This is a genomic window from Frischella sp. Ac48 (assembly GCF_019641635.1).
Classification (GTDB): domain Bacteria; phylum Pseudomonadota; class Gammaproteobacteria; order Enterobacterales; family Orbaceae; genus Frischella; species Frischella japonica.
In genome coordinates, this window is record NZ_JAETXP010000009.1 from 752,117 (window position 1) to 773,196 (window position 21,080).

Annotated in this window: 11 protein-coding genes; 4 read left to right on the forward strand and 7 right to left on the reverse strand. The window is 33.7% G+C overall.

Annotated features, from left to right (window positions below; all coding sequences use genetic code 11):
* Nucleotides 1-56: 56 nt before the first annotated feature.
* The 4 genes from pbpC to cmoA all read right to left on the reverse strand — a co-directional run bounded on the left by pbpC (nt 57) and on the right by cmoA (nt 10,544).
* Nucleotides 57-2,411, reverse strand: a complete 2,355-nt coding sequence (gene pbpC / locus JMI89_RS08020; RefSeq protein ID WP_220679761.1) for a penicillin-binding protein 1C — start codon at nt 2,409-2,411, stop codon at nt 57-59.
* A 107-nt stretch (nt 2,412-2,518) separates the two neighbouring features.
* Nucleotides 2,519-8,548, reverse strand: a complete 6,030-nt coding sequence (locus JMI89_RS08025) for an alpha-2-macroglobulin (RefSeq protein ID WP_187755282.1) — start codon at nt 8,546-8,548, stop codon at nt 2,519-2,521.
* Nucleotides 8,549-8,713: 165 nt separating this feature from the next.
* On the reverse strand, nt 8,714-9,682 hold the full coding sequence (gene cmoB, locus JMI89_RS08030) for a tRNA 5-methoxyuridine(34)/uridine 5-oxyacetic acid(34) synthase CmoB (protein ID WP_255562876.1): 969 nt from the start codon (nt 9,680-9,682) through the stop codon (nt 8,714-8,716).
* Nucleotides 9,683-9,812: 130 nt separating this feature from the next.
* Nucleotides 9,813-10,544 carry a carboxy-S-adenosyl-L-methionine synthase CmoA gene (cmoA, locus tag JMI89_RS08035; RefSeq protein ID WP_220679763.1) on the reverse strand — a complete coding sequence of 244 codons (732 nt, stop codon included), beginning with the start codon at nt 10,542-10,544 and terminating at the stop codon, nt 9,813-9,815.
* 72 nt (nt 10,545-10,616) lie between these two features.
* Here cmoA and JMI89_RS08040 point away from each other — a divergent pair, with 72 nt between their 5' ends.
* Together JMI89_RS08040 and rnd are read left to right on the forward strand one after the other, a co-directional pair.
* The gene (locus JMI89_RS08040) at nt 10,617-11,777 is read left to right on the forward strand and encodes a metallophosphoesterase (RefSeq protein WP_220679764.1); all 1,161 of its coding nucleotides are present in this window, start codon (nt 10,617-10,619) and stop codon (nt 11,775-11,777) included.
* Nucleotides 11,778-11,779: 2 nt separating this feature from the next.
* Nucleotides 11,780-12,871, forward strand: coding sequence for a ribonuclease D (gene rnd, locus JMI89_RS08045; protein ID WP_187755278.1), 1,092 nt, complete (start codon nt 11,780-11,782; stop codon nt 12,869-12,871).
* Nucleotides 12,872-13,112: 241 nt separating this feature from the next.
* On the opposite strand, the gene crcB is transcribed toward rnd, so the two are convergent.
* On the reverse strand, nt 13,113-13,487 hold the full coding sequence (gene crcB, locus JMI89_RS08050; RefSeq protein ID WP_187755277.1) for a fluoride efflux transporter CrcB: 375 nt from the start codon (nt 13,485-13,487) through the stop codon (nt 13,113-13,115).
* A gap of 187 nt (nt 13,488-13,674) precedes the next feature.
* Between crcB and JMI89_RS08055 the strand changes: the two genes are divergently transcribed.
* Nucleotides 13,675-14,292, forward strand: a complete 618-nt coding sequence (locus JMI89_RS08055; RefSeq protein WP_187755276.1) for a riboflavin synthase subunit alpha — start codon at nt 13,675-13,677, stop codon at nt 14,290-14,292.
* Between the two features lie 330 nt (nt 14,293-14,622).
* Here JMI89_RS08055 and JMI89_RS08060 read toward each other — a convergent pair whose 3' ends face one another.
* Both JMI89_RS08060 and mfd read right to left on the reverse strand, forming a co-directional pair.
* On the reverse strand, nt 14,623-16,131 hold the full coding sequence (locus JMI89_RS08060; RefSeq protein ID WP_220679765.1) for a DUF945 family protein: 1,509 nt from the start codon (nt 16,129-16,131) through the stop codon (nt 14,623-14,625).
* Between the two features lie 19 nt (nt 16,132-16,150).
* Entirely contained in the window at nt 16,151-19,597 is a 3,447-nt protein-coding gene (gene mfd / locus JMI89_RS08065) for a transcription-repair coupling factor (protein WP_220679766.1), read from the reverse strand.
* A gap of 291 nt (nt 19,598-19,888) precedes the next feature.
* Here mfd and lolC point away from each other — a divergent pair, with 291 nt between their 5' ends.
* Entirely contained in the window at nt 19,889-21,079 is a 1,191-nt protein-coding gene (gene lolC, locus JMI89_RS08070; protein ID WP_220679767.1) for a lipoprotein-releasing ABC transporter permease subunit LolC, read from the forward strand.
* The last annotated feature ends 1 nt before the right edge of the window (nt 21,080 follow it).

The window sequence follows — 21,080 nt, forward strand, 5'->3', positions numbered from 1 at the left end:
CTATTTGTAAGAGTAGCGTAGGTACTTAAAATTTACTATGAATAATTTAAATAAAATTATTCAAGTAAATCGATTTTCAATTTTCTGTTATCACTACGTCCTAAATCATCAATAACTGTGATTTTAAACATACCACTTTGTATCGGTACCCAATCAATGGAAGCATTGACCGGGCTACTGCCAAGGAAATTATTGCCAATAAACCAATATAATTCTTTTACCTCACCATCAGCGGTAGCTTTTAAACTAATCTTTTCATTCTTTTGATTATTAACTCTTAATTTATAAACTGCATTTTTTAATGGTGAAGTTATTCGAGGTGGATCACCTAAATAGGTTTGTGCATTATTACAATGGGTACTTTTAGGCGGTTGTTTTTTCGGCATTCCTGCTTTAGCAAAAACTTTTGCTAAGTCTGATGGCCAATACTCAAATACTTCGATATGTGATGTTTGCGGATTATAAGGAGGACAAGCTACTTTGTTGGTTTTGTTATCAATCAAGACCGGTCGATAAACCGTGTCAACGGTGATTGGTGAAACACCAGGAATGAACCAAGTTTTCCCTTTAATTTTACACCATTGCGTCACTAAATTACCGCTAGGTAAACAAATTTCAACTTGAGTAAGGTTGGCCGGAGCAGGGTTATGATATTGCTTTTGTGAAGGATAATAGGCGGTTATGGCATCAATTATATTAAAATATAATGGTGTAGCTGCATTAGCGCCAATTAAAGCATTGTTGCTTGTGCCGTCAAAATTGCCTAACCATACCACTAATGTATAATGATTAAATCCACCAGCAGTCCATGCATCCCTAAATCCCCAGGAGGTACCCGTTTTCCAATAGATTGGTGTCATTGCTTTTTGTTTTTTTATTAAAATATCTTGTTTACGGGTATTTTTTAATAACATATCCAGCGTCATAAAACTTGCTGCTGGACTAAGTAACGGTTTACGCAATGCTGGTTCATGCTCATTTTGAGTCAATGTTAATGGTTGCCATACGCCTTGATTTGCTAACATAGCATAGAGTGAAGCGAGTTCCTGTGGTGTCACTTCACCCCCTCCAAGTACTAATGCTAAACCATAATGTTCTTCTGCCGCCATATTACTAATATTAGCTTGTTTTAAAAATTGGTAGAATGAAGGTTTTTTTAATTTGCTCGCTACATAAACAGCAGGGATATTACGACTATGAATTAAGGCATCAGTAACTGAAATGGGGCCTTTAAAATGTCGATCAAAATTTTCTGGGTTATAAAAACCGAAGTCAGTTTCAACATCTTTTAGGATAGTTTTGGGATGAATAATGCTTTGGTCCATACCTAAGGCGTAAATAAACGGTTTTAATGTTGAGCCGGGCGAGCGTTTAGCTAAAGTTCCGTTAACTTGCCCATGTATGCTAGCATTAAAATAATCAGCCGAACCTACCAGCGCTTTAATTCCCATATTTTTATTATCCACTAATAATACAGAAGCATTATAAATACCTTTTTGTTTGCTACGCGCGATAAAAGCATTGACTTGTTGTTCTATAATCTGTTGTAAATCTGTGCTTAACGTGGATTTAATTACGCGTTGTTGGTGTTTATTTAAATTTGTATCCTGCTGTAAGATTTGATCGGTAAAATGAGGAGCAATAAACGGAAGTTGTTCTGGTTGACGCATGACTAAAGGTAAATCAAACAGTGCGATGATATTATTATCAGTGTGATATTGTTCTTGCCAACGTTCCAATAATCGTCGTCTGGCATTAATCAATGCTTTACCTGCTATGCCAGTTTTTTTATCAATGCGGTAAGTCGGAGATTGGGGAAGAACGGTGAGCGCTAAAGCTTCAGGTAAGTTAATTTTATTGGGTAATTTATCAAAATAAATTAATGAGGCCGCACCAACACCTTGGATATTTCGACCAAAAGGAGCATAATTAAAATAAGCTTCTAAAATATCGTGTTTAGAATACATTAATTCTAATTGAATAGCTCTGAATATTTGCTGTAATTTGCCACCAATTGTTTTAGTATTGATTTTCCAGTGCATCCGAGCCAATTGCATAGTAATTGTCGATGCTCCTTGACGATTGCCCCCTCCCAGATAGGTAGCCCAAAATGCGCGAACTATACTAATTGGATTGAATCCTAAATGATAATAAAACCATTGGTCTTCATGTAGTAACAGACCATTAATAATATTGGGGGAAATATCTTCTAGTGGCGTCCATAATCGATATTGTTGATCATCAGCCAAGGTCAATCTTAATAATTTATTATTTTCATCATAAATAACCGTTGAAAACGATAGTGCTTCTGATAATGGAGGATGAGGCGTTAAACGGAAAGCAAAAACAATCAACATAAATATTATCAGTGCTGCGATAATATTTTGGACATATCTTATAAATTTTGTCATGTTATACAGATTATTATATTGAATAATAGGTTATTATTATCATAATACGTGAACGATTTAGAAAAGGGGTACAATTATAAAATTGTACCCACTTAACAAAAGGTGGATTAACGTGTTTCAACAGTAATTTTACTACCACCTTTTGATACAGCTTGAATATCGCGATCATACATTGCTTCACCATAGGCTGGTGGAATTGCATATTCGCCGATATTGGTGGCTTTAATCTGATATTTGAAGGTTTGTAAATTATCGCTAGCGGTGGAACCATAAATAATCACACGATCTTCCCGCACATCAGTGTAATCTGGATACCAAGTATAGTTACCTGTTGCGATAGGTGAAATCCATTGTTCACCATCATAGTCATCATATTCCTCTTCGCTGTCTTCATCGTTCTCACTATTGTTAGGTGAACGATTTAAGGCATTTTGTTGCACAACTTCAAAACCAGCTGGTAGTAGATCGACAATGGCAATATTCGTTTGTCCTTCTTTGGATAATGAACGGATTCTTACAGTAACATTAATAATATCACCTAATTTAACCGTGCTTATTTCTTTACCATCTTTATCGGTGTATTCTCGATAAACTTCGAGACCTTTAGTTATCGGCTCTTGTTGAACAGTGCGATCATAACCCTTTTGCGATAACAGATACCAAGCTGGTAAATTTTGCATATTATGGAAACTGATAGCCGATGATTCATCACTAAATTTACTTTTAGCTAACAATTTTTTCAATTTTGCGATCGTTACATTTTTACGCTCATTTTCATTTGATTGTATGGTACTAGTAATCGTGAGATCATCTTCTTTTAAGTCAAGTTCCTTGATTGATGATATGTAGCTGTCTAAAGCTAACATTGTCATTGCTGCTGAATGGGTTGTATAACGTTCTTGATTCAACATTAAGGCAATATTTTCAAGCGCTTGAGCAGGTATATCTTTTACTTTTTCATTAAAATGTTTAGCAATCAAGTAAATTTTACCTGTATCCATTACTAATGGATCATAAAAATTATTTGTCCACCAGGCTTTATTATAAGCTTTGTCTAGTTGTTTCCAAACGGGCGATAATATTTTATCCGCTTGCTTATCCATTTTTAGCATTTTATAAGACGATGCTAAATATAAAGCAGTAATATCAGTTTCCCACCATTGATTCTTATTGTTTTTGAGATCTTCCATAATTGAAGCAATGTAATTTGTCGTAATGATATTTTGTCTGGTTAACAAATAAATAGCATAAGCACGTAATCGTAGATTATAGCGACCAGTCAAACTTCCCTCAGCCACTCTTTTGGTATATTCATTAGCTTTTGTGAGTAAATCTTTTGGTAATACTAATCCCGCTTCCTTTGCCTCAAGTAAAAAATTAACCGTATATAGCGTTATATATGGATCAACGTTATAGGTGGCATACCATAAACCAATAGCGCCTTCGCTATTTTGACGGCTTTGCAGTTTTTGTAGTACCCCATTAAAAGGTAATGTTTTGTCGGTGACCAAGTTAAATTCAGGGTGCTTATTACCAATTAATAATGGTAAGGAACGACTGACAATTTGTTCTGAGCAATAGTATTCATAATTGTCCAGATAATCAGTAAGACCTTTAACTAAAATCATCGGTGAGTAAGAAACGGCCGCATCTTGTTCAGCAAACTCTGGATACATTTGGCGTATCTCGTTAATTGTCTGTGTTTTGCCATCCATACGACCCATTATTGTTTTTAAACGATAAGGATTGATAGGTCGTACTGAAGTACTTACTTGTCTCGATATTATTTTATCTTTATACGTTGCAGTAAATTGCAAATCACCACTACCAAGAATATCAGTCGCTTTTAGACGGTAAGTTAAAGTACCTTCTTTCATCGATGCAAGTTTGATCGTCTTGCTTGGTTCGTCTACGACCATTAAATGTGGTGTTGTAGCGAGTTTAACTTTAATTGGAATTTCTTCATTTCCTATTTCGGTTAAGTTATTTGCTACCATTAAACTGATTTCAAATTCATCATTAGGTGTAACAAAATAAGGTATATTTGGACTTAATACAAAATCATTACGAACAGTGGTACTAGTTTGTGCCGTTCCGATGGTATTTTTACCGACAGTAACAGCCATAATGCGTATTTTACCACTAAAATGTTCTGGTATTTTGTAAGAGAGATTCTTTTGGTCTTCAACATCTATGATTCCTGACCAATAAACTACCGGTTCATCTGTTTTACGCTTGAATGGATTTAAATGACCATTTAACATATCTTGGTCCTCCTTAAGCATATCATCACCACCTGGGGCGGATAATTTTAACAAACGATTATATTCCGGCAAAATCAGATCTAAAATTTGATCTGTTCTAACAGATAGTGTTTTTTTACGGATGAAGCTTTTCAGTGGATTCTTTAATTGATAGCCCGCAACTTGTAAAATACCTTCATCAACTGCAAATACAACGACTCGTTGCATACTATTTGTTGTAACGGTGATAGGAATTGTCTCACCAGGTTTAACCTGTTCAGGAGCAACTAAAGTCACTTTTTCGGTAAATTTATCGTTCGTTATTGTGAATGGAACGACCCCATAACTTAATGGGCTCATAAAGATTTCTTCTGAATTAGGATCCCGAACAAATTGTACATTAATGTAAGCGTTGCCTTCCACTTCTTTTGGTAAAGTAATTTTTTGTATGGAACTGGTCGTATCTGTTTTGAACCATTTCCATGCATAAACTTTATCGCGTTCAATAGTGATGATACCACTGCCTGTATAAGGTGCGGTAATTGACACTTCTATTTCATCACCAGGTTTATATTTGGTCGCATCAATCTTTAATGCAAGTTCTGCATTACGATCCAAAGAACGCGTAACATTGCCCGTGCCTGCGATAGAGTAATCAACTTGATAGACAATTTCATCGTGGTTATTTTTTATCTGTAAAATAAAGTTACCTGGTGTATCAGTTGGAATCTGATACGTGGTTCCTTTGTCGTTTATTTCAAAAGGTGTTTCTGAAATGACTACATTTTTTCGTTCTGATTCATATTTAAAGACTCCAGATGGTTGTTTTACCAAAACAGAGAGATATTTTTTCTCTAAAGTAATCAGTTTTAAATTATCTAATCTAATTTTTTCAAGTTCTGGATTAATAGCGATCAGATTTAATAAACGTTTAGTATCACGTTTAATATAATCTAATATACCATCAGCTTTACCTCCAACAAGATAATCTGCAGAAGAAATTAAAATAGTATCTGTTGCCGCGACACTTCGACCACTGTTAGGCTCAAAAACGTCAGCTAAGAAACGTGCTTCATATTGACCATCAAAATTTTCAACATTTAAGTTTACCGTAGCTTTGCCTTCTTCATTGGTATAGGTATCTTCGAGATCAACTTTGAAATCACTTTGATTGTTACCATACCTAAAGAAATCATAATCAAGGTATTGTTTAAAATAAAATTTAGTTGGATATAAATGTAAGTTACTTTCAACTAATCGGTCTTGCGCTGGTGTTCCAAAAAGATTATTTGCCGTAATTTGTGCTTTAAGTTCAGATTGTTTAATCCATCCTTTTTCACTTCGTGGCGTAATTTGTACTTTAACTGCTGTTTTATCAGGTTCAAATTCACGAATGATGACGGATGTTGAACCTAAATAAGTACGATCGTCTTCGTGGTTAGGCTTACTCAAATAAAGATATATATTCCAGTTACCTGTAGGTGAATTATCTTCTGTTTTGTATGAAATTTCATTGAATCCATATTCATCGAGTTTTATTTTTTTCGTTGTTAAAAGATTATTTTTAGGATCATAAATATCCGCTTCTAAGCGAATACCTTTTAATGATTTATTCCAATCATCGGCCTTAATTATGGTACCGATGTGAAATGTATCACCTGGTCGATAAATACCTCGGTCAGAGAAAAGATGTGCGCGAAGTTCACCACGATCCAGTGTTTCATATTCTCCACCAACATCAAATCTTGAATAATTGAGTTGTCTATCGTAGCCTCTATACCCCTTAGATATTGGTAAGAATGACATGTCACCATCTTTTTCAATTAAAAATAATAGCGGTTTAATTCCTTTGTAATATTCTGACAAAGGAGCAAAATGGACATGTCCAGTACTATCCGTTTGTTGAGCAGTAATTTCAATACCATTAGCACCCAACAGCGAAACTTTAGCATTTTCAATTGGATCTCCATTACTGATAGATTGCACAAACAGATCATAGGATTGATCAAGTGATTTTTTATTAATGATTCCTAAATCGGTCACGATAATAAAGCGCGAATCATAATAAGCGTACTTACCATTATTATCAGGATTGTCAGCATAAAGATTTAATAAGAAAATGCCACGTATAGCACTATCATTTGCAATATCCTTTTTAAGATAAGGTGTTAGATCAAAGTCAGTATATTTGATAGATTGTGGATTACCTTTGATTTCTTTCTCAATAGCGTATTTTTCAACGAAATTATCAGTATTTAAATAATCAAAACGCATTTGACTAAATTCATTAACATTATCCGAAACTAAATGTTGTAATTGTGAAGGAATGACTCGCTTAAGTTCTAACTTTAATTTTTTAGTATTACGAGTAACAACCGGGATTTTTTTCTCTCCTGATAAACTTAATAAAGATCCAGCAGATGCAAAATTGACAATTTGCGGATACCGTTTTATACGCAAGATTTTTTTATAGCCCTCTTTAAAGGCATAGCCACCTTCGGAGATTAAAGAAGGATCGATGGTAATATAGAGTTGCTGTGATTGTTCACCATTGATTTCAAAGCTAAATTGATTTTGATAAGTTCTGGTATCGCCGGTCTCAACATATTTTGTTGGTAATATTTTTGATTTATTTAAGGTATTTTTTCCAACAAGGAATTTTGTTTTATACTTACCATCTATTTTATCATAGTATTCTTCACTATATTTGAAATTAGCAAGCGGTAATTGCCATACTTTTATCGCTTTTTGTAAGTCATTAGCTTTAATATTATAGTTAGTTTTTATCGTCAATATTTGGCGTATTTCGTTTTGCGATATTTCGACTAATGAAACTTCGGCTGAATTAATATGAAGATGATATTTATTAGGGATTAGGATATGATCCCATCTATCTGATTCTGTTAGGTTTCCGCCTAAGCTACTTGTTATACCTTTTGTAATATCGAGGATTAAATATTGATCTCTTTCCGCAAATTCCAAAGGTTCACTTTTAATATAAGCGATGGTATTAGTTGAATTATAAGTTGTAGTTAAATGAACATTTTTTATGAATTTTCTGGTATTGTTTTTATCTTCAGTTGTTTCATAAAGCGCTAACTTGAGATTATTTTCAAATGATTTTTTATCAACAGGATGCGAAAAATGAACTTCAAAAATGCCTAATTTTTCAGTTGCATCAACTGGATTTTGATAAAATTCCTTGTTCTTTATATTTAAAATAAATTCTTTTGTTGTGAATGTAAAAGATTCTTTATTTTTAGCGATTAAATTATTGGCATCCAATAACTTTGAAGCATCCATTGTCACGGTATATTTTTCAGCTATATTCCATGTTGTTTCAGGTGTGAAAGAGATAGTTCTAGGATCATTCCACTTCCATGTACCCTTGATTTCAGGGGTAATTTGGATACCTTCAGTTATTTGTTTACCAATTTTGTCAATTGGAGCAGGTGAGCGTTTATTACCTGTAAAATGGATTTTTAAAGAATTATAATAAGGGTTTTGGTCGATAATAATACCGCTCTCGGTTGGTTTAGTAAAATCTACACCATACGTATTGATAATGATTGGAGCCGGCTCGATCGGTTTTGGTCTATTTAAATACCAATGATATGCATAATTACCACTTACATACGCCACAATACTCAGATAAATAACGCTTCCTATTAGGGTACTATGTTTGCTTATAGTTTGAATGGTCGTTTGGTAAACAACTTTTGAACGGGGATACCATTTGGGAATGGACCAGTCAATTTGACCAATTATCGGGCTGAAGAACCATAACATTCCTTTCAAGATTAATAATAAAAAATATAAAAAATATAAGCAAGCTTCTAAAATAATGTGAAGTAAAAGGTATGGCAGACGCAAAATGAATCGTATGGTATCCATTATATTTCCTGATCATCAATAAAATTTTTTTTAATTTGGATTTATAAAGTTAAAACTTAACATATACTTAACATATTAAGTTTTTTATTAATATCGATTTAATGAAATTTAACTAACCGATTTAGCGTTAGTATAAATTATATTCACTTTTTATAAAATAAAAAATTACTTTACAGCAGTAAATACCGCACGCATAGGTGCAGGATAACCTTCAATAGTTTTAGTATTATCGATAGGATTTAAAAAGTCAGCTAACGAATCCGATGTCATCCAATCTGTTTTTCGCTGTTCTTCTAAACTAGTGACTGAAACATCAACGATCTTAATATTGTGAAAGCCACATTTTGCTAACCAAATTTTCATTGTTGGAATTGATGGAATAAAATAGACATTTCGCATTTGAGCATAGCGTTCACCCGGCATTAATACTTGATTTTCTGCACCATCAATGACTAACGTTTCAAGAATTAGTTCACCATTAACTTTAAGTTGCTCTTTTAATTGATACAGATGATCTAATGGTGATCGGCGATGGTATAAAACCCCCATAGAAAACACAGTATCAAATGCAGCTAATTTCGGCATGTCTTCAATACCTAGCGGAATAAAGTGGGCGCGTTGGTCATTACCTAATAATTTACGGATAGCTTCAAATTGACACAAGAACAATGGCATTGGGTCAATACCAACTGCTAATTTGGCACCAGCACCGATCATCCGCCATAAATGATAACCACTATTACATCCTACATCTAATACTGTTTTATTAGCAAGACTACTAATAAAGGGAATAAGTCGTTGCCATTTCCAATCGGAACGCCATTCTGCATCGAGGTGAATATCATAAAGTGAGAAAGGGCCTTTACGCCAGGGTGATAAGGACATCAATAGATGAATTATTCTTTTTTGCTCTCCTTCCGAAAGGGGGATGCGATTTTTTGCCGTTACGCTGTGCAATAAATCGACATATTCAGGTGTGAGATTAGGTAAATGTTCAATGCAACGAAGCCATTGATGAAATCGATGATCCATGTTTTGTCTTTGCCAATGAGCTAATTGAGCCGGTAAGGTTTCAAGCCAAGGGGCAAGATGGTTTTTTGCAATAATCTGATAAAAATTACCAAAATCAATCATTTGTTTATTCACTTTAATTTATTTAGGTTAAAAATTCGTTGCTTTGTTAAAAACTTTGATTTTTACTATTGATATAAATACTTTAGTTAATTGAAGCTATCTAACTTCACGGTTATTAGCACAATTAAGGTTATTTAATCGCGATCATTGAACCAAAGTTAAAACATTGATACCAAGTACTGATGTGATTAAATCCTGCTAGCTTTAAACGTTGCTCATGCGTAGTAATCGAATCAGTAATCATGACATTTTCAAGCATACTCCGTTTTTGACTGATTTCTAATTCACTATAGCCATTGGCGCGTTTAAAATCATAATGCATATCAAACAGTAATTGATCAATGATAGGATCAGTAAAACTAAATTTTTCGGATACAACTAAAATTCCACCAGGGATAAGTGCTTGATAAATTTTATCGATCAATTTTTGCCGATTTTCAGGTGTTAAAAATTGTAAAGTAAAATTAAGTACAATCATCGATGCGTTTTGCATTTCGATGTCACAAATATCGCTACAAATTACTTTTACGGGGGTAACGGCTTTATAAGCGCTTAAATGGGTTTGGCAGCGTTTAATCATGGCTGGTGAATTATCAACGGCATAAATTGTACAATCGTTATAATCAAGGTTGCGTCGTATTGATAGGGTCGCGGCACCAAGAGAACAACCAAGATCGTAAATATTAGTACCTGATGTGATAAATCGTTTAGCTAACATGCCTATCATAGCGAGAATATTAGTGTAGCCAGGTACTGAGCGTTGAATCATATCTGGAAAAACTTCTGCAACTTTTTCGTCAAATGTCCAATTACCCAATTGTTCGATGGGGTTTAAAAAAAGTGTGTCTTTCTTATGTTCCATTATTAAATAATATTAACTGCTTATAAAATTCTGTTATGATAACACTATTCTTGGGTAATAGATGTAATTTTTATGGATTGGAATTTAATATTTGATGTTTTAGGCAGTTTTTTGGTTGCACTATATCTTGGTTTTAGATCAATCAATTTATTTAATATTCATCATGAAGGATACATTAATACTTTAGCAAAAAAACTTTATTGGTTAATTATTTTTATTGGTGCCTTCTCGTTTTTAGGTTGTTTACATTTCAGTAATTTATCAGATTACTGGCTACCATTAATTGGCTATCTATTATTTTCAATCATTATTTGTTTCTTTTGGGGAATAGTAATAATTGATATTATACGTTTTATCCGGCGATTTATTTTCCAGCGAGCTGATAACAAGAATATTGTCATTCAAGGGCTATTTATCGGCATTTCTTTCTCTTTATTTTTAATTGGACTCTATTGTTCAAGCCAGCCTAGGGTTGTCACATACGATATTAATGTGGATAAGCCCGCTAACGTTGAAAGTTTAAAAATCGTCCAGATATCTGATATTCATTTGAATGAAATTACCTCGAAAAAGTTTATTCAAGATATGGTTTCCCATATTAATGATCTTAACCCCGATTATGTGTTTTTTACCGGTGATACCCTTGATGGTAAAGTAAAACCTTTTATAGATAAAAAATTAGCGGAAGACTTTCGCCAAATTCATTCGACTTATGGTACTTTCATTATTTTTGGTAATCATGAGCATTATGGTATTGAACGTGATCATTACAATACCACTCAAGATGTTATTAATGCTTTCAAGGATGGAAATATGAAAGTTTTATTAGATGATGTTTATTATGATGAACAAACGGGAATTTCGATCATTGGCCGCGATGATCTTTCAGAACATCGTATGGATTTGCCATTCCTTATGAACTTTGTCGATGAAGATAAACCCATTATTTTATTAGATCATCAACCTGCCGATTTGATTGAACCCGAAAATCTTGGTATTGATGTTATGTTTGCCGGGCATACTCATGGCGGACAAATTTTTCCAATGACATTGGTTGTCAATGAAGTTTATCAAAATCCTTGGGGAATTTATCAGCCTAAAGATAATAAGCGTTTTACCAGTATTGTGACTTGTGGCTATGGTTTATGGGGACCTCCTATTCGATTAATGACACGTGCAGAAATCGTGGTTGCTGAATTACATTTTAAAAAACAAATAGAAAATAAGGATTAATTGTGTCTTACCAATTTATATCCAATGACTTGGCATTACGACAACTATGTACAAAGCTTCAAACGTCACATAGCTTAGCATTAGATACTGAGTTTATACGAACTAAAACATTTTATCCGCGTTTAGCACTGTTACAGGTTTATGATGGACAAAATTTAGCAATAGTTGATCCTTTATACATAGAAAATTGGCAACCTTTTATTGAAATATTAAAGAATAATTTGATTGAAAAATATTTTCATGCTTGTAGTGAAGATATTGAAGTGTTTAGCCATTATTTTAATATTGAATTAGAAAATATACTGGATAGTCAAATATTAGCGTCTTTTTTAGATAACCCACTGAGTACTGGTTATGCTACATTGGTCAATAAATATTTAGCTATTAAATTAGATAAAAGCGAAACCCTAACGGATTGGCTACAACGACCTTTAACTAAGAAACAATGCCAATATGCAGCAAATGATGTGTTTTATTTATATCCTTTAATACTCAAGTTAAAGTCATTATTATTTGATAAAGGGTGGCTTAATGCTGCTTATGAAGAGTGTCAAAATGTTGTCCGCCGCCGTTATTTACCCATTCAACCAAGTAATGCTTACTTATCGATTAAAAACGCTTGGCAACTTCGGCCAATTCAATTAGGTTATTTAAAAAAATTAGCCAGTTGGCGCTATGATTATGCTAAAACACACGATATAGCATTAAATTTTGTTATTCATCAGGAGATATTATGGCAAATAGCGCGTTATCAACCTAAATCTTTAGCTGAATTATCTTCTTTAGGAATGAAAGGTAAAGCATTACGTCTTTTCGGTGATAAAATTCTCGCTATTTTACATCAGACATGCGAATCTGCTGAACCCATCAAAAGATTAGTTGATTATCCAGATTATAAAATATGGTCGAATTTGATTAAGCAAGCCGCCAATGAAATATCTATGCAAACGGGACTCAATTTAGATTTATTGGTATCTAAGAGGCAAATCGAACAATTTGTTAAATGGCATCATCATGAAATAACTGAACAACCAGAATTATTAACTGGCTGGAGAGGCCTTTTATTTAAACAACGTTTAATGACAAATAATTAATTTGGGAGACCTAGCGATTGAAACTATCAATTTTATTCAATATTAACAGATATATATGTGTTAGATAATATAATAATGTGCTCCGTGTTCCTAGAACATTACCAGCTATAATATATTAATCATTAATATTCTAAAGTAATCTGTTTTACTTGTTTTCGATACTAGGTTTAAGAATACTGTGAAATGATCTACTTGAATGTTAACCATCATGTTCTAAGCATATTATCTTCACTATCACTATCTATTTTAACCAGTTAAATGTCATAATGCCTAAAATAGTCATGACTAACGATCCAATAACATGCATTAAAATTGTTATACAACCTAATCCTATTTGACCTCGTTGAAAAAATAATATTACCTCAACCGAAAAGGTAGAAAACGTAGATAACCCACCACAGAAACCAGTCATAATCAATAACCGCCATTCAGGCGTAATATTTGGATGATTAGTAAAAAACATCAGAGCATAACCAATTATATAACCAGCTAACAAGTTTGATAATAAAGTACCAAATGGGATAGTTAAAAGTGGATTGAATCGAGTAGATAATAACCAGCGACTTAACCCCCCCAAGCTTGAACCAATAATAATTGCCACGATGGCTTTTAACATAAGTGTCTATCCTTTATTATCTCGTTATTTTATAGGGATATTATTATACGATGTCATGCAATAGAATAACATGCTTTAAGTAAATAATATGTTGGTAAAGATGAATTATCACTTTGCTGTATGAGGTTATTAAAAGAGAAAAAAATGCTAAAATAACCTTATTACTTTTTTTAACAGGAATCGATATATGTTTACCGGTATTGTACAAGGCGTTGGGAAGATCATCAAAATTGTTGATCATGATAAACTACGTACTATCCAGGTGGAACTTCCACATCACTTAACTAAAAATATTGCAATCGGCGCTTCGATAGCAAATGATGGGTGTTGTTTAACCGTAACCCAAGTTACAGCTAATAGCGTGAATTTTGATATTATGCAAGAAACGCTTGCCATTACCACATTAGGTAATAAAAAAGCGGGTGATTTTGTTAATATTGAACGTAGTGCTAGATATGGTGATGAAGTTGGTGGACATATTATGTCAGGGCATATTTCTTGTACGGCTAAAATCAAAAATATCATGACAACAGCAACTAACTGTACTATGCGATTAGAGATGCCGCTGGTATTTATGAAATATGTCTTATATAAAGGGTTTATTGGTATAGATGGCGCTAGCTTAACGGTTGGCGAAGTTAAAAATAATCAATTTTTGATTCATTTAATTCCTGAGACATTAGCCATAACTACCTTAAAATATAAACGAGAGGGGGATTGCGTAAATATTGAGATTGATTCCCAAACGCAAGCTATTGTTGATACGGTCGAACGAATTATAGCTATGCGAGAAGATCGAAATTGAAGCGCTAATATTTGCATCAGGATATACAATTGATATCCTGATGCGATAGACTAAGTTCTTACGTTCTAATGACAAGACTAAAATAAACGGCTCTTTTTATGGGGCGATTCCATGATAAAGGTTTTCTAATTAGTAAACACAACCATCAGCAAAACAGACTATATCAATCTAAAATATTATCTTTCACTGGACAAATATAAATGTTGGATATTTTCATATTGTGATTTACTTACTATCTATCCTAAATGCTTTACATTCGCAACTCTTACACCCTGTTTGCCATTTTTTTCCACTATCATTTATTCCATTCCTTTCGCTATTGCCACCTCATCAATAGCTATCAAAAAATCTATTATGTCTAAAGTTATTGGAGATTTTGTAGCGAGAAGATGGATCAACCGAATTACTATTAATATAAAATTGTTTATCAATTGTTGAAAATAAAATATTACTCTCAATAGTATCATTATTAATCAAAAATAAGGGGTAATGGATCCACCGGTCTGCTTCAGATATTTTTGTTTCATCGAGCCAAGTTTGGGGATTATATAAAGCACGATCAATTAACACTGTTTCGTATTTATTATTATGAATTTTAGCAGATAACATTGCCAATGCTTTAACTGGAAATTGAATATGACTTTCATATTCTAAGTTTGGATCAGCACTTATTACAGATTGGGGGGCATCTATTATATCTAGAATTTTTTTTAACATGGTTGTAAAGCTTGGTTTATGATCAGACCATTTTATTTTATATGCCGCACTTAGTTTGCCATTCGTAGTGTCGAGAGAGATATTAGCAATATCTACTTCAATTTTGTTTGTTTGGTGGTTAATCTCCTGAGCGTGGTTTATATTAACATTACAGGTAAAATTGACTTCGCTATTAAATTGTCCAAGATTTTGTTTGCCATAGATAATTTGATCGATATCAAATTGAATATTCTTAATACTATTCATGCAATTTTTACCATTAGCATTAGTCTTTAAGCTAATATTGTTTAAATCTAAATTCTCCTCTCCAACCAATAGGCTTAAATTGTTCAATTGTAAATCTAAGTTAGTGTTAATATTTTGTTTAACCAAATCTACCATTTGGCTGCCGGTTAAGTATAAATCATCAATATTCAACTTTAAATTAAAGAAATGACTAGCAGTGAAAAGTTGAAACTTTTCAATATTCAAATTGATATGTTTTACAGACTTATTCATATCTGTGGTTTGATTTATTGTTAATTTATTTGCGCTAGAAATAAAGGTATTTCTTTCCATTCCATCCGATTTATAATCAATAGCAGGTGTCGTTAAAATGGTCGTAGTATTTCCACTTAAATCAATTTTGGTTTCCATAGTTAGTAACGGTTTATTACCTACCATATTTTGTAATTCTTTATTAAGTACATTTTTTTTTAATTGATAGGTGATCACTGCTTGTTTTGGAATAACATCACCGTTTAAAAAGCTGTAGATTGGCAATGGTCCATGGAATATAGTTAGCGCATCGTTAAAATTCATCAGTTCTGTTTCAAAGTCATAGCCTAATTCAGTTAGCTCAGCGCGTTGATGAAGTTCTAAACCATAAGTTTGGTTGAATGATAGTTTAAGCTTAATGTTACTGCTAAAAATGTTTTGCTCATACTCAGCAATGGATAATTTGACTTCAATATCATCAAACGAAGATGATGTATCTTTTAAAAATGAATTAAATTCTCTCTCGATTTGTGGCAATTTTTGGGTAAATTCACTCCTTATTTTATTACCAAAATACCAAGAACTTCCAGTGTATGCTATTCCTAGAGTGGCTAAAATTCCTAGGGTAATTAATTTTTTTTTCATTATTTTTTCCTTTTGTCATTCATCCTTTGTTATTTTTAAATTGCTCTAATAAACTCTCAATATAATCTATGCGTTGTTGTCTATCTAAACTGGTCTTGAGTAATTTTAAGCGATTTTGTCCGTCTAAACGGTAGCTTCTCGGATCGGTTTGAATAAGACTGATTAGATAATCGATAGCAATTTGATTTGCTGTTCCGAATTCAATATAACCACCTTTTTCCGTTAATTCTAACTTTGTAATCCCAAGTTGGTGAGCAGTTAGACGAAATTTTGTCGTTATTAATAAAAAAATGACTGGATCGGGTAGTTTGCCAAATCGGTCGATCATCTCGATTTTAATGTCAGTAAGCTGATCATTGTTTTCGACGGATGCTATACGTTTATATAGAGATAAACGAGTATTGACATCGGCAATGAAATCATCGGGAATTAACGTAGGTAACCTTAATTCGATTTCCGTTTGTTGATGATTTAATAGTGATTCTAAGGAGGGTTCTTTGCCTGATTTAAGTGATTTTACGGCTTCATCAAGTAATTCAATATATAAATTAAAACCTATTGATTCGATTTGGCCACTTTGATCTTCTCCCAACAACTCACCTGCACCACGTATTTCCAAATCGTGGGTAGCTAAAGCAAAACCTGCACCTAAATCTTCAAGTGAAGCAATTGCTTCAAGCCGTTTTTTGGCATCTTTGCTAAGCGCTTTCGGTGATGGTGTTAATAAATAAGCATAAGCTTGATGGTAAGAGCGACCAACTCGTCCTCTTAACTGATGGAGTTGTGCTAAACCAAATTTATCAGCTCGCTCGATAATAATCGTATTGGCATTGGGAACATCAATGCCCGTTTCAATAATAGTAGTACATATTAATAAGTTGTATCGCTGATGATGAAAATCATTCATTACACGTTCTAGTTCTCTTTCATGCATTTGTCCATGACCGACAGCAACTCTAGCTTCAGGGATTAGCTCTTGTATGTTTTCGCGTATTTTTTCGATATCAGCGACGTCATTATGTAAATAATAGACTTGCCCACCACGTAAAATTTCTCTTAATATCGCTTCGCGAATAACATAATTATCATATTCACGTACAAAGGTTTTCACAGCCAATCTTCTGGCGGGTGCTGTGGCAATAATGGACAAATCACGCATACCACTCATTGCCATATTTAGGGTTCTTGGAATTGGCGTTGCGGTTAAGGTTAGGATATCGACATTGGCCCGCATTGCTTTAATACGTTCTTTCTGTCTGACACCAAATCGATGTTCTTCATCAACTATCAATAAACCTAAATCACGCCATTTCACATCGGCTTGTAGTAGTTTATGTGTGCCAATTACAATATCCACTTTGCCTTCTTCTAGCGCTTGAATAATTTGTTGCTGTTGTTTTACGGTTTTAAAGCGTGATAAGGATTCAATTCGAATCGGCCAATTTGCAAAACGATCACAGAAATTTTCATAATGTTGTTGTGCTAGTAGGGTGGTGGGAACTAAGACGGCAACCTGTTTATGATTGATGACCGCTAAAAATGCTGCCCGCATTGCTACTTCAGTTTTACCGAAACCGACATCACCGCAAACCAGTCGATCCATGGCATAGGGAGAACACATATCACCGATCACTGCGCCAATGGCATTTAATTGGTCATCAGTTTCCTGATAATGGAAGCTTTGACAAAATAGTTCATATTGTTCTCGATCTTGCTTAAATGCAAAACCAGGTTTGGTTTCACGTTGAGCATAGATGTCCAATAATTCGGCTGCTACATCACGTACTTTTTCGGCCGCTTTAAGACGTGCTTTGCTCCAAGCATCAGTACCGAGTTTATTTAAAGGCGCATTTTCCTCATCCCCACCTGAATAGCGACTGATTAAATTTAATGATGAGACAGGCACATAAAGCTTTGTGTTATTAGCATAGAGTAATATTAAATATTCAGCAGTAATACCACCAGCTTCTAAAGTTGTTAATCCGGCATAGCGTCCAACACCATGCTCTAAATGAACAACGGGTTTTCCTGGTACTAGTTCAGCCAAGCTGCCAATTAAAGCATCGGTATTAATCGATTGTTTGCTCTCTTTTCGACGACGGATAATACGTCGGCCAAGGAGTTCATTTTCGGTAATAAGGGCAAAATTGTCAACGTGGTCAATAAATCCATTTTCGCTTGCACCAATCATTAAATAAAACTGTTTAGATGATAGAGGCGTGATTTCTTCGAAACGCTGTATCAATTTTGGAAAGATTTTAATACGATGAAGAATATCTTGTAATGCTTCACGGCGACCTTCTGATTCAACAGAAAAGACGATATTACCTGAAAAATTTTCAATAAATTGTAAGAAATTCTGGTAAGGTTCTTTCTGTTGGATTTGAATTGCTAAATTAGGTAATAGATCATAATTCAAATTTGTGGCATTTTTACCAGTTAATCGCTGTTGACTTAGGATTAGCCGTGGATATTGCTTAAATTTTGAAAATATTTCATCAACTTTATACCAAATTTCGTCTGGTCTGAGTAATGGGCGCATCGGGTCAACATTGCGACTGTCAAAACGCGCTTTAATATCTTGCCAGAATTTTTCAGCAAAACTTGATAATTGTTCGGTGGTGATTAATAAAGTATTGGTTGGCAGATAGTCAAATAAAGAAATCAGCGGTTCATTAAAAAACAACCTTTGCCAATATTCGATACCTGTAGGTAAGATATGTTTTGATACTTGCTGATATATACTTTCTGAATCAAGTCGAACTGGAAATTTTTCTCGCCATTGTGAACGAAATAGTTCGATCGCCGACTGGTCAAATGGAAATTCATGTGCTGGCAATAATTGGATCTGGTCAAATTCTTGCTGAGTTCGTTGCGTTTCAACATCAAAAATACGAATACTATCAATTTCATCATCAAAAAAGTCGATGCGATAGGGTGCTTGACTTCCCATTGGAAAAACATCAAACAAAGCGCCACGAGTTGTATATTCACCATGTTCCATTACCTGACTTACATGTCGATAGCCGGCATTTTCAAGTTGCAAAATTAATCCTTCACGCGATAAACGTTGTCCTTTTTGCATTATAAATACATGACCAGCCAAATAGGAGTTTGGACAAACTTTTTGCATTAAGGTATTGATTGGAATTATCAATGCACCTTTAGAAAGATGGGGTAATTGATAAAGGGTCGATAAACGTTCAGAAATAATATCTTGATGCGGTGAAAAACTATCATAAGGCAGTGTTTCCCAATCTGGGAATAATAATGTTGGAAAGCTAGTATTATATTGTTTTAATTCATCTTTCAAACGTGTCGTTTGTTGCATGTCATCGGTAATTATGAGAACCGGACCTTGATGCTGGGCAAGTACTTGAGCGCAAAAAAGAGAAAAGGCTGCCCCCACTAATTGCCCATACTCTTGTATTTGGCCAGATTTATGGGGTATTTTTATATTAGACATAATAAATTATCAAAATAAATCGTTAATTAATGTCTAATTATACAGTAAACGTTAAAAATTACAGTCAAATTTGATGGTTAAATTTGCATCTCTTTTATAGCGTTATTTAAGTTATTGTATATTTATACATATTTTAAGGTCTGAGCTATTTCTAGTTCATTATTGACAATTTAAAATATTCCATTGTTAGCTAACACTTGATATCAGGTTTATTTGCCGATATTATGAAGTCATTTTTATCACAACATCAAAGCAAGAAAAACTCATCTTTTTGATTTTAGAGAAATAAATATGTTTCATCCATTGCCGTTTTATATCGGCTTACGTTATGCTTTTAGTCGAAAAGCGGACAATTTTGGTCGCTTTGTTTCTTGGCTATCTATGATTGGTATTATGTTAGGTGCATTTGGCTTAATTGTCATTATGTCAGTTATGAATGGCTTTGAAAATGAGATGCAAAGAAATATTTTACAATTTATTCCTCAAGCGCAATTGACAACAGCGGACCATCGTTTGTCATTAACAACTTATCCCAGTTCAATAGTTCCTGCAAATAAACACATTATGCACATCACACCCTTAGTAACGGGTGATGCAATAATTCAAAGTCCAAACAATTTAACCATGAGTACGATGATTGGTATTGATCCTCAAGAATTTGATCCGATTGTTCCTTACTTGTATGATGGGAAATTGTCAGACTTAAAACAAGGAAAATATAACATTATTGTGGGTAGTAAGCTTGCTGAGTCATTAAATGTCTCTGTAGGTGATAAGTTACGATTAATGGTGACAGATGCTAGCCAAATTACACCAATTGGAAAAATACCCAGTCAAAGAATTTTTAAAATTAGCGGAATTTTCTCAGTAAATCGTGATATTGATCAGTCAATTATTTACCTTAATATCCATGATGCTGCCAGATTACTACGTTATCCTGATAATACCATAACCAGTTGGCGGTTAATGCTAGATAATCCATTAGCTATCGATAATATTGTTTCACAATCATTACCAAAAAATATGCAATTTGAAGATTGGCGTGAAAAGCGTGGTGAATTATTTCAGGCAATCAGCATGGAAAAAAATGTTATGGCTCTATTGATTAGTTTGATTGTTATTGTAGCAGCCTTTAATATCATTACTTCTTTAAGTTTGTTGGTGATGGAAAAACAGAACGAAATCGCGATTTTGAAAACACAAGGTTTAAATCGTCATCGAACAATGCTAATTTTTATTATTCAAGGTGCTAGTTCCGGAATTATAGGTTCGGTAATCGGATGCTTATTTGGTTTGATTGTTGCTTTGTATCTCGCAAAATTTGGATTAAGTTTTGCAGGAATTCCACTACCTTCAGATGTCAATTTTCAGCAAGTGCTGACTGTTTTTTTAGCCTTATTTCTATTATCAATTTTTGCTACTCTTTATCCTGCTTATCGTGCAGCTAATATTCAACCGGCAGAGGCATTGCGTTATGAATGAT

What these genes read in the sequence shown, in the direction of transcription:
- JMI89_RS08040 (WP_220679764.1), top strand. Translation starts at nt 10,617, where the DNA reads ATGGATTGGAATTTAATATTTGATGTTTTAGGCAGTTTTTTGGTTGCA.
- cmoB (WP_255562876.1), bottom strand. Translation starts at nt 9,682, where the DNA reads ATGATTGATTTTGGTAATTTTTATCAGATTATTGCAAAAAACCATCTT.
- pbpC (WP_220679761.1), bottom strand. Translation starts at nt 2,411, where the DNA reads ATGACAAAATTTATAAGATATGTCCAAAATATTATCGCAGCACTGATA.
- JMI89_RS08025 (WP_187755282.1), bottom strand. Translation starts at nt 8,548, where the DNA reads ATGGATACCATACGATTCATTTTGCGTCTGCCATACCTTTTACTTCAC.
- JMI89_RS08060 (WP_220679765.1), bottom strand. Translation starts at nt 16,131, where the DNA reads ATGAAAAAAAAATTAATTACCCTAGGAATTTTAGCCACTCTAGGAATA.
- cmoA (WP_220679763.1), bottom strand. Translation starts at nt 10,544, where the DNA reads ATGGAACATAAGAAAGACACACTTTTTTTAAACCCCATCGAACAATTG.
- lolC (WP_220679767.1), top strand. Translation starts at nt 19,889, where the DNA reads ATGTTTCATCCATTGCCGTTTTATATCGGCTTACGTTATGCTTTTAGT.
- mfd (WP_220679766.1), bottom strand. Translation starts at nt 19,597, where the DNA reads ATGTCTAATATAAAAATACCCCATAAATCTGGCCAAATACAAGAGTAT.
- crcB (WP_187755277.1), bottom strand. Translation starts at nt 13,487, where the DNA reads ATGTTAAAAGCCATCGTGGCAATTATTATTGGTTCAAGCTTGGGGGGG.
- JMI89_RS08055 (WP_187755276.1), top strand. Translation starts at nt 13,675, where the DNA reads ATGTTTACCGGTATTGTACAAGGCGTTGGGAAGATCATCAAAATTGTT.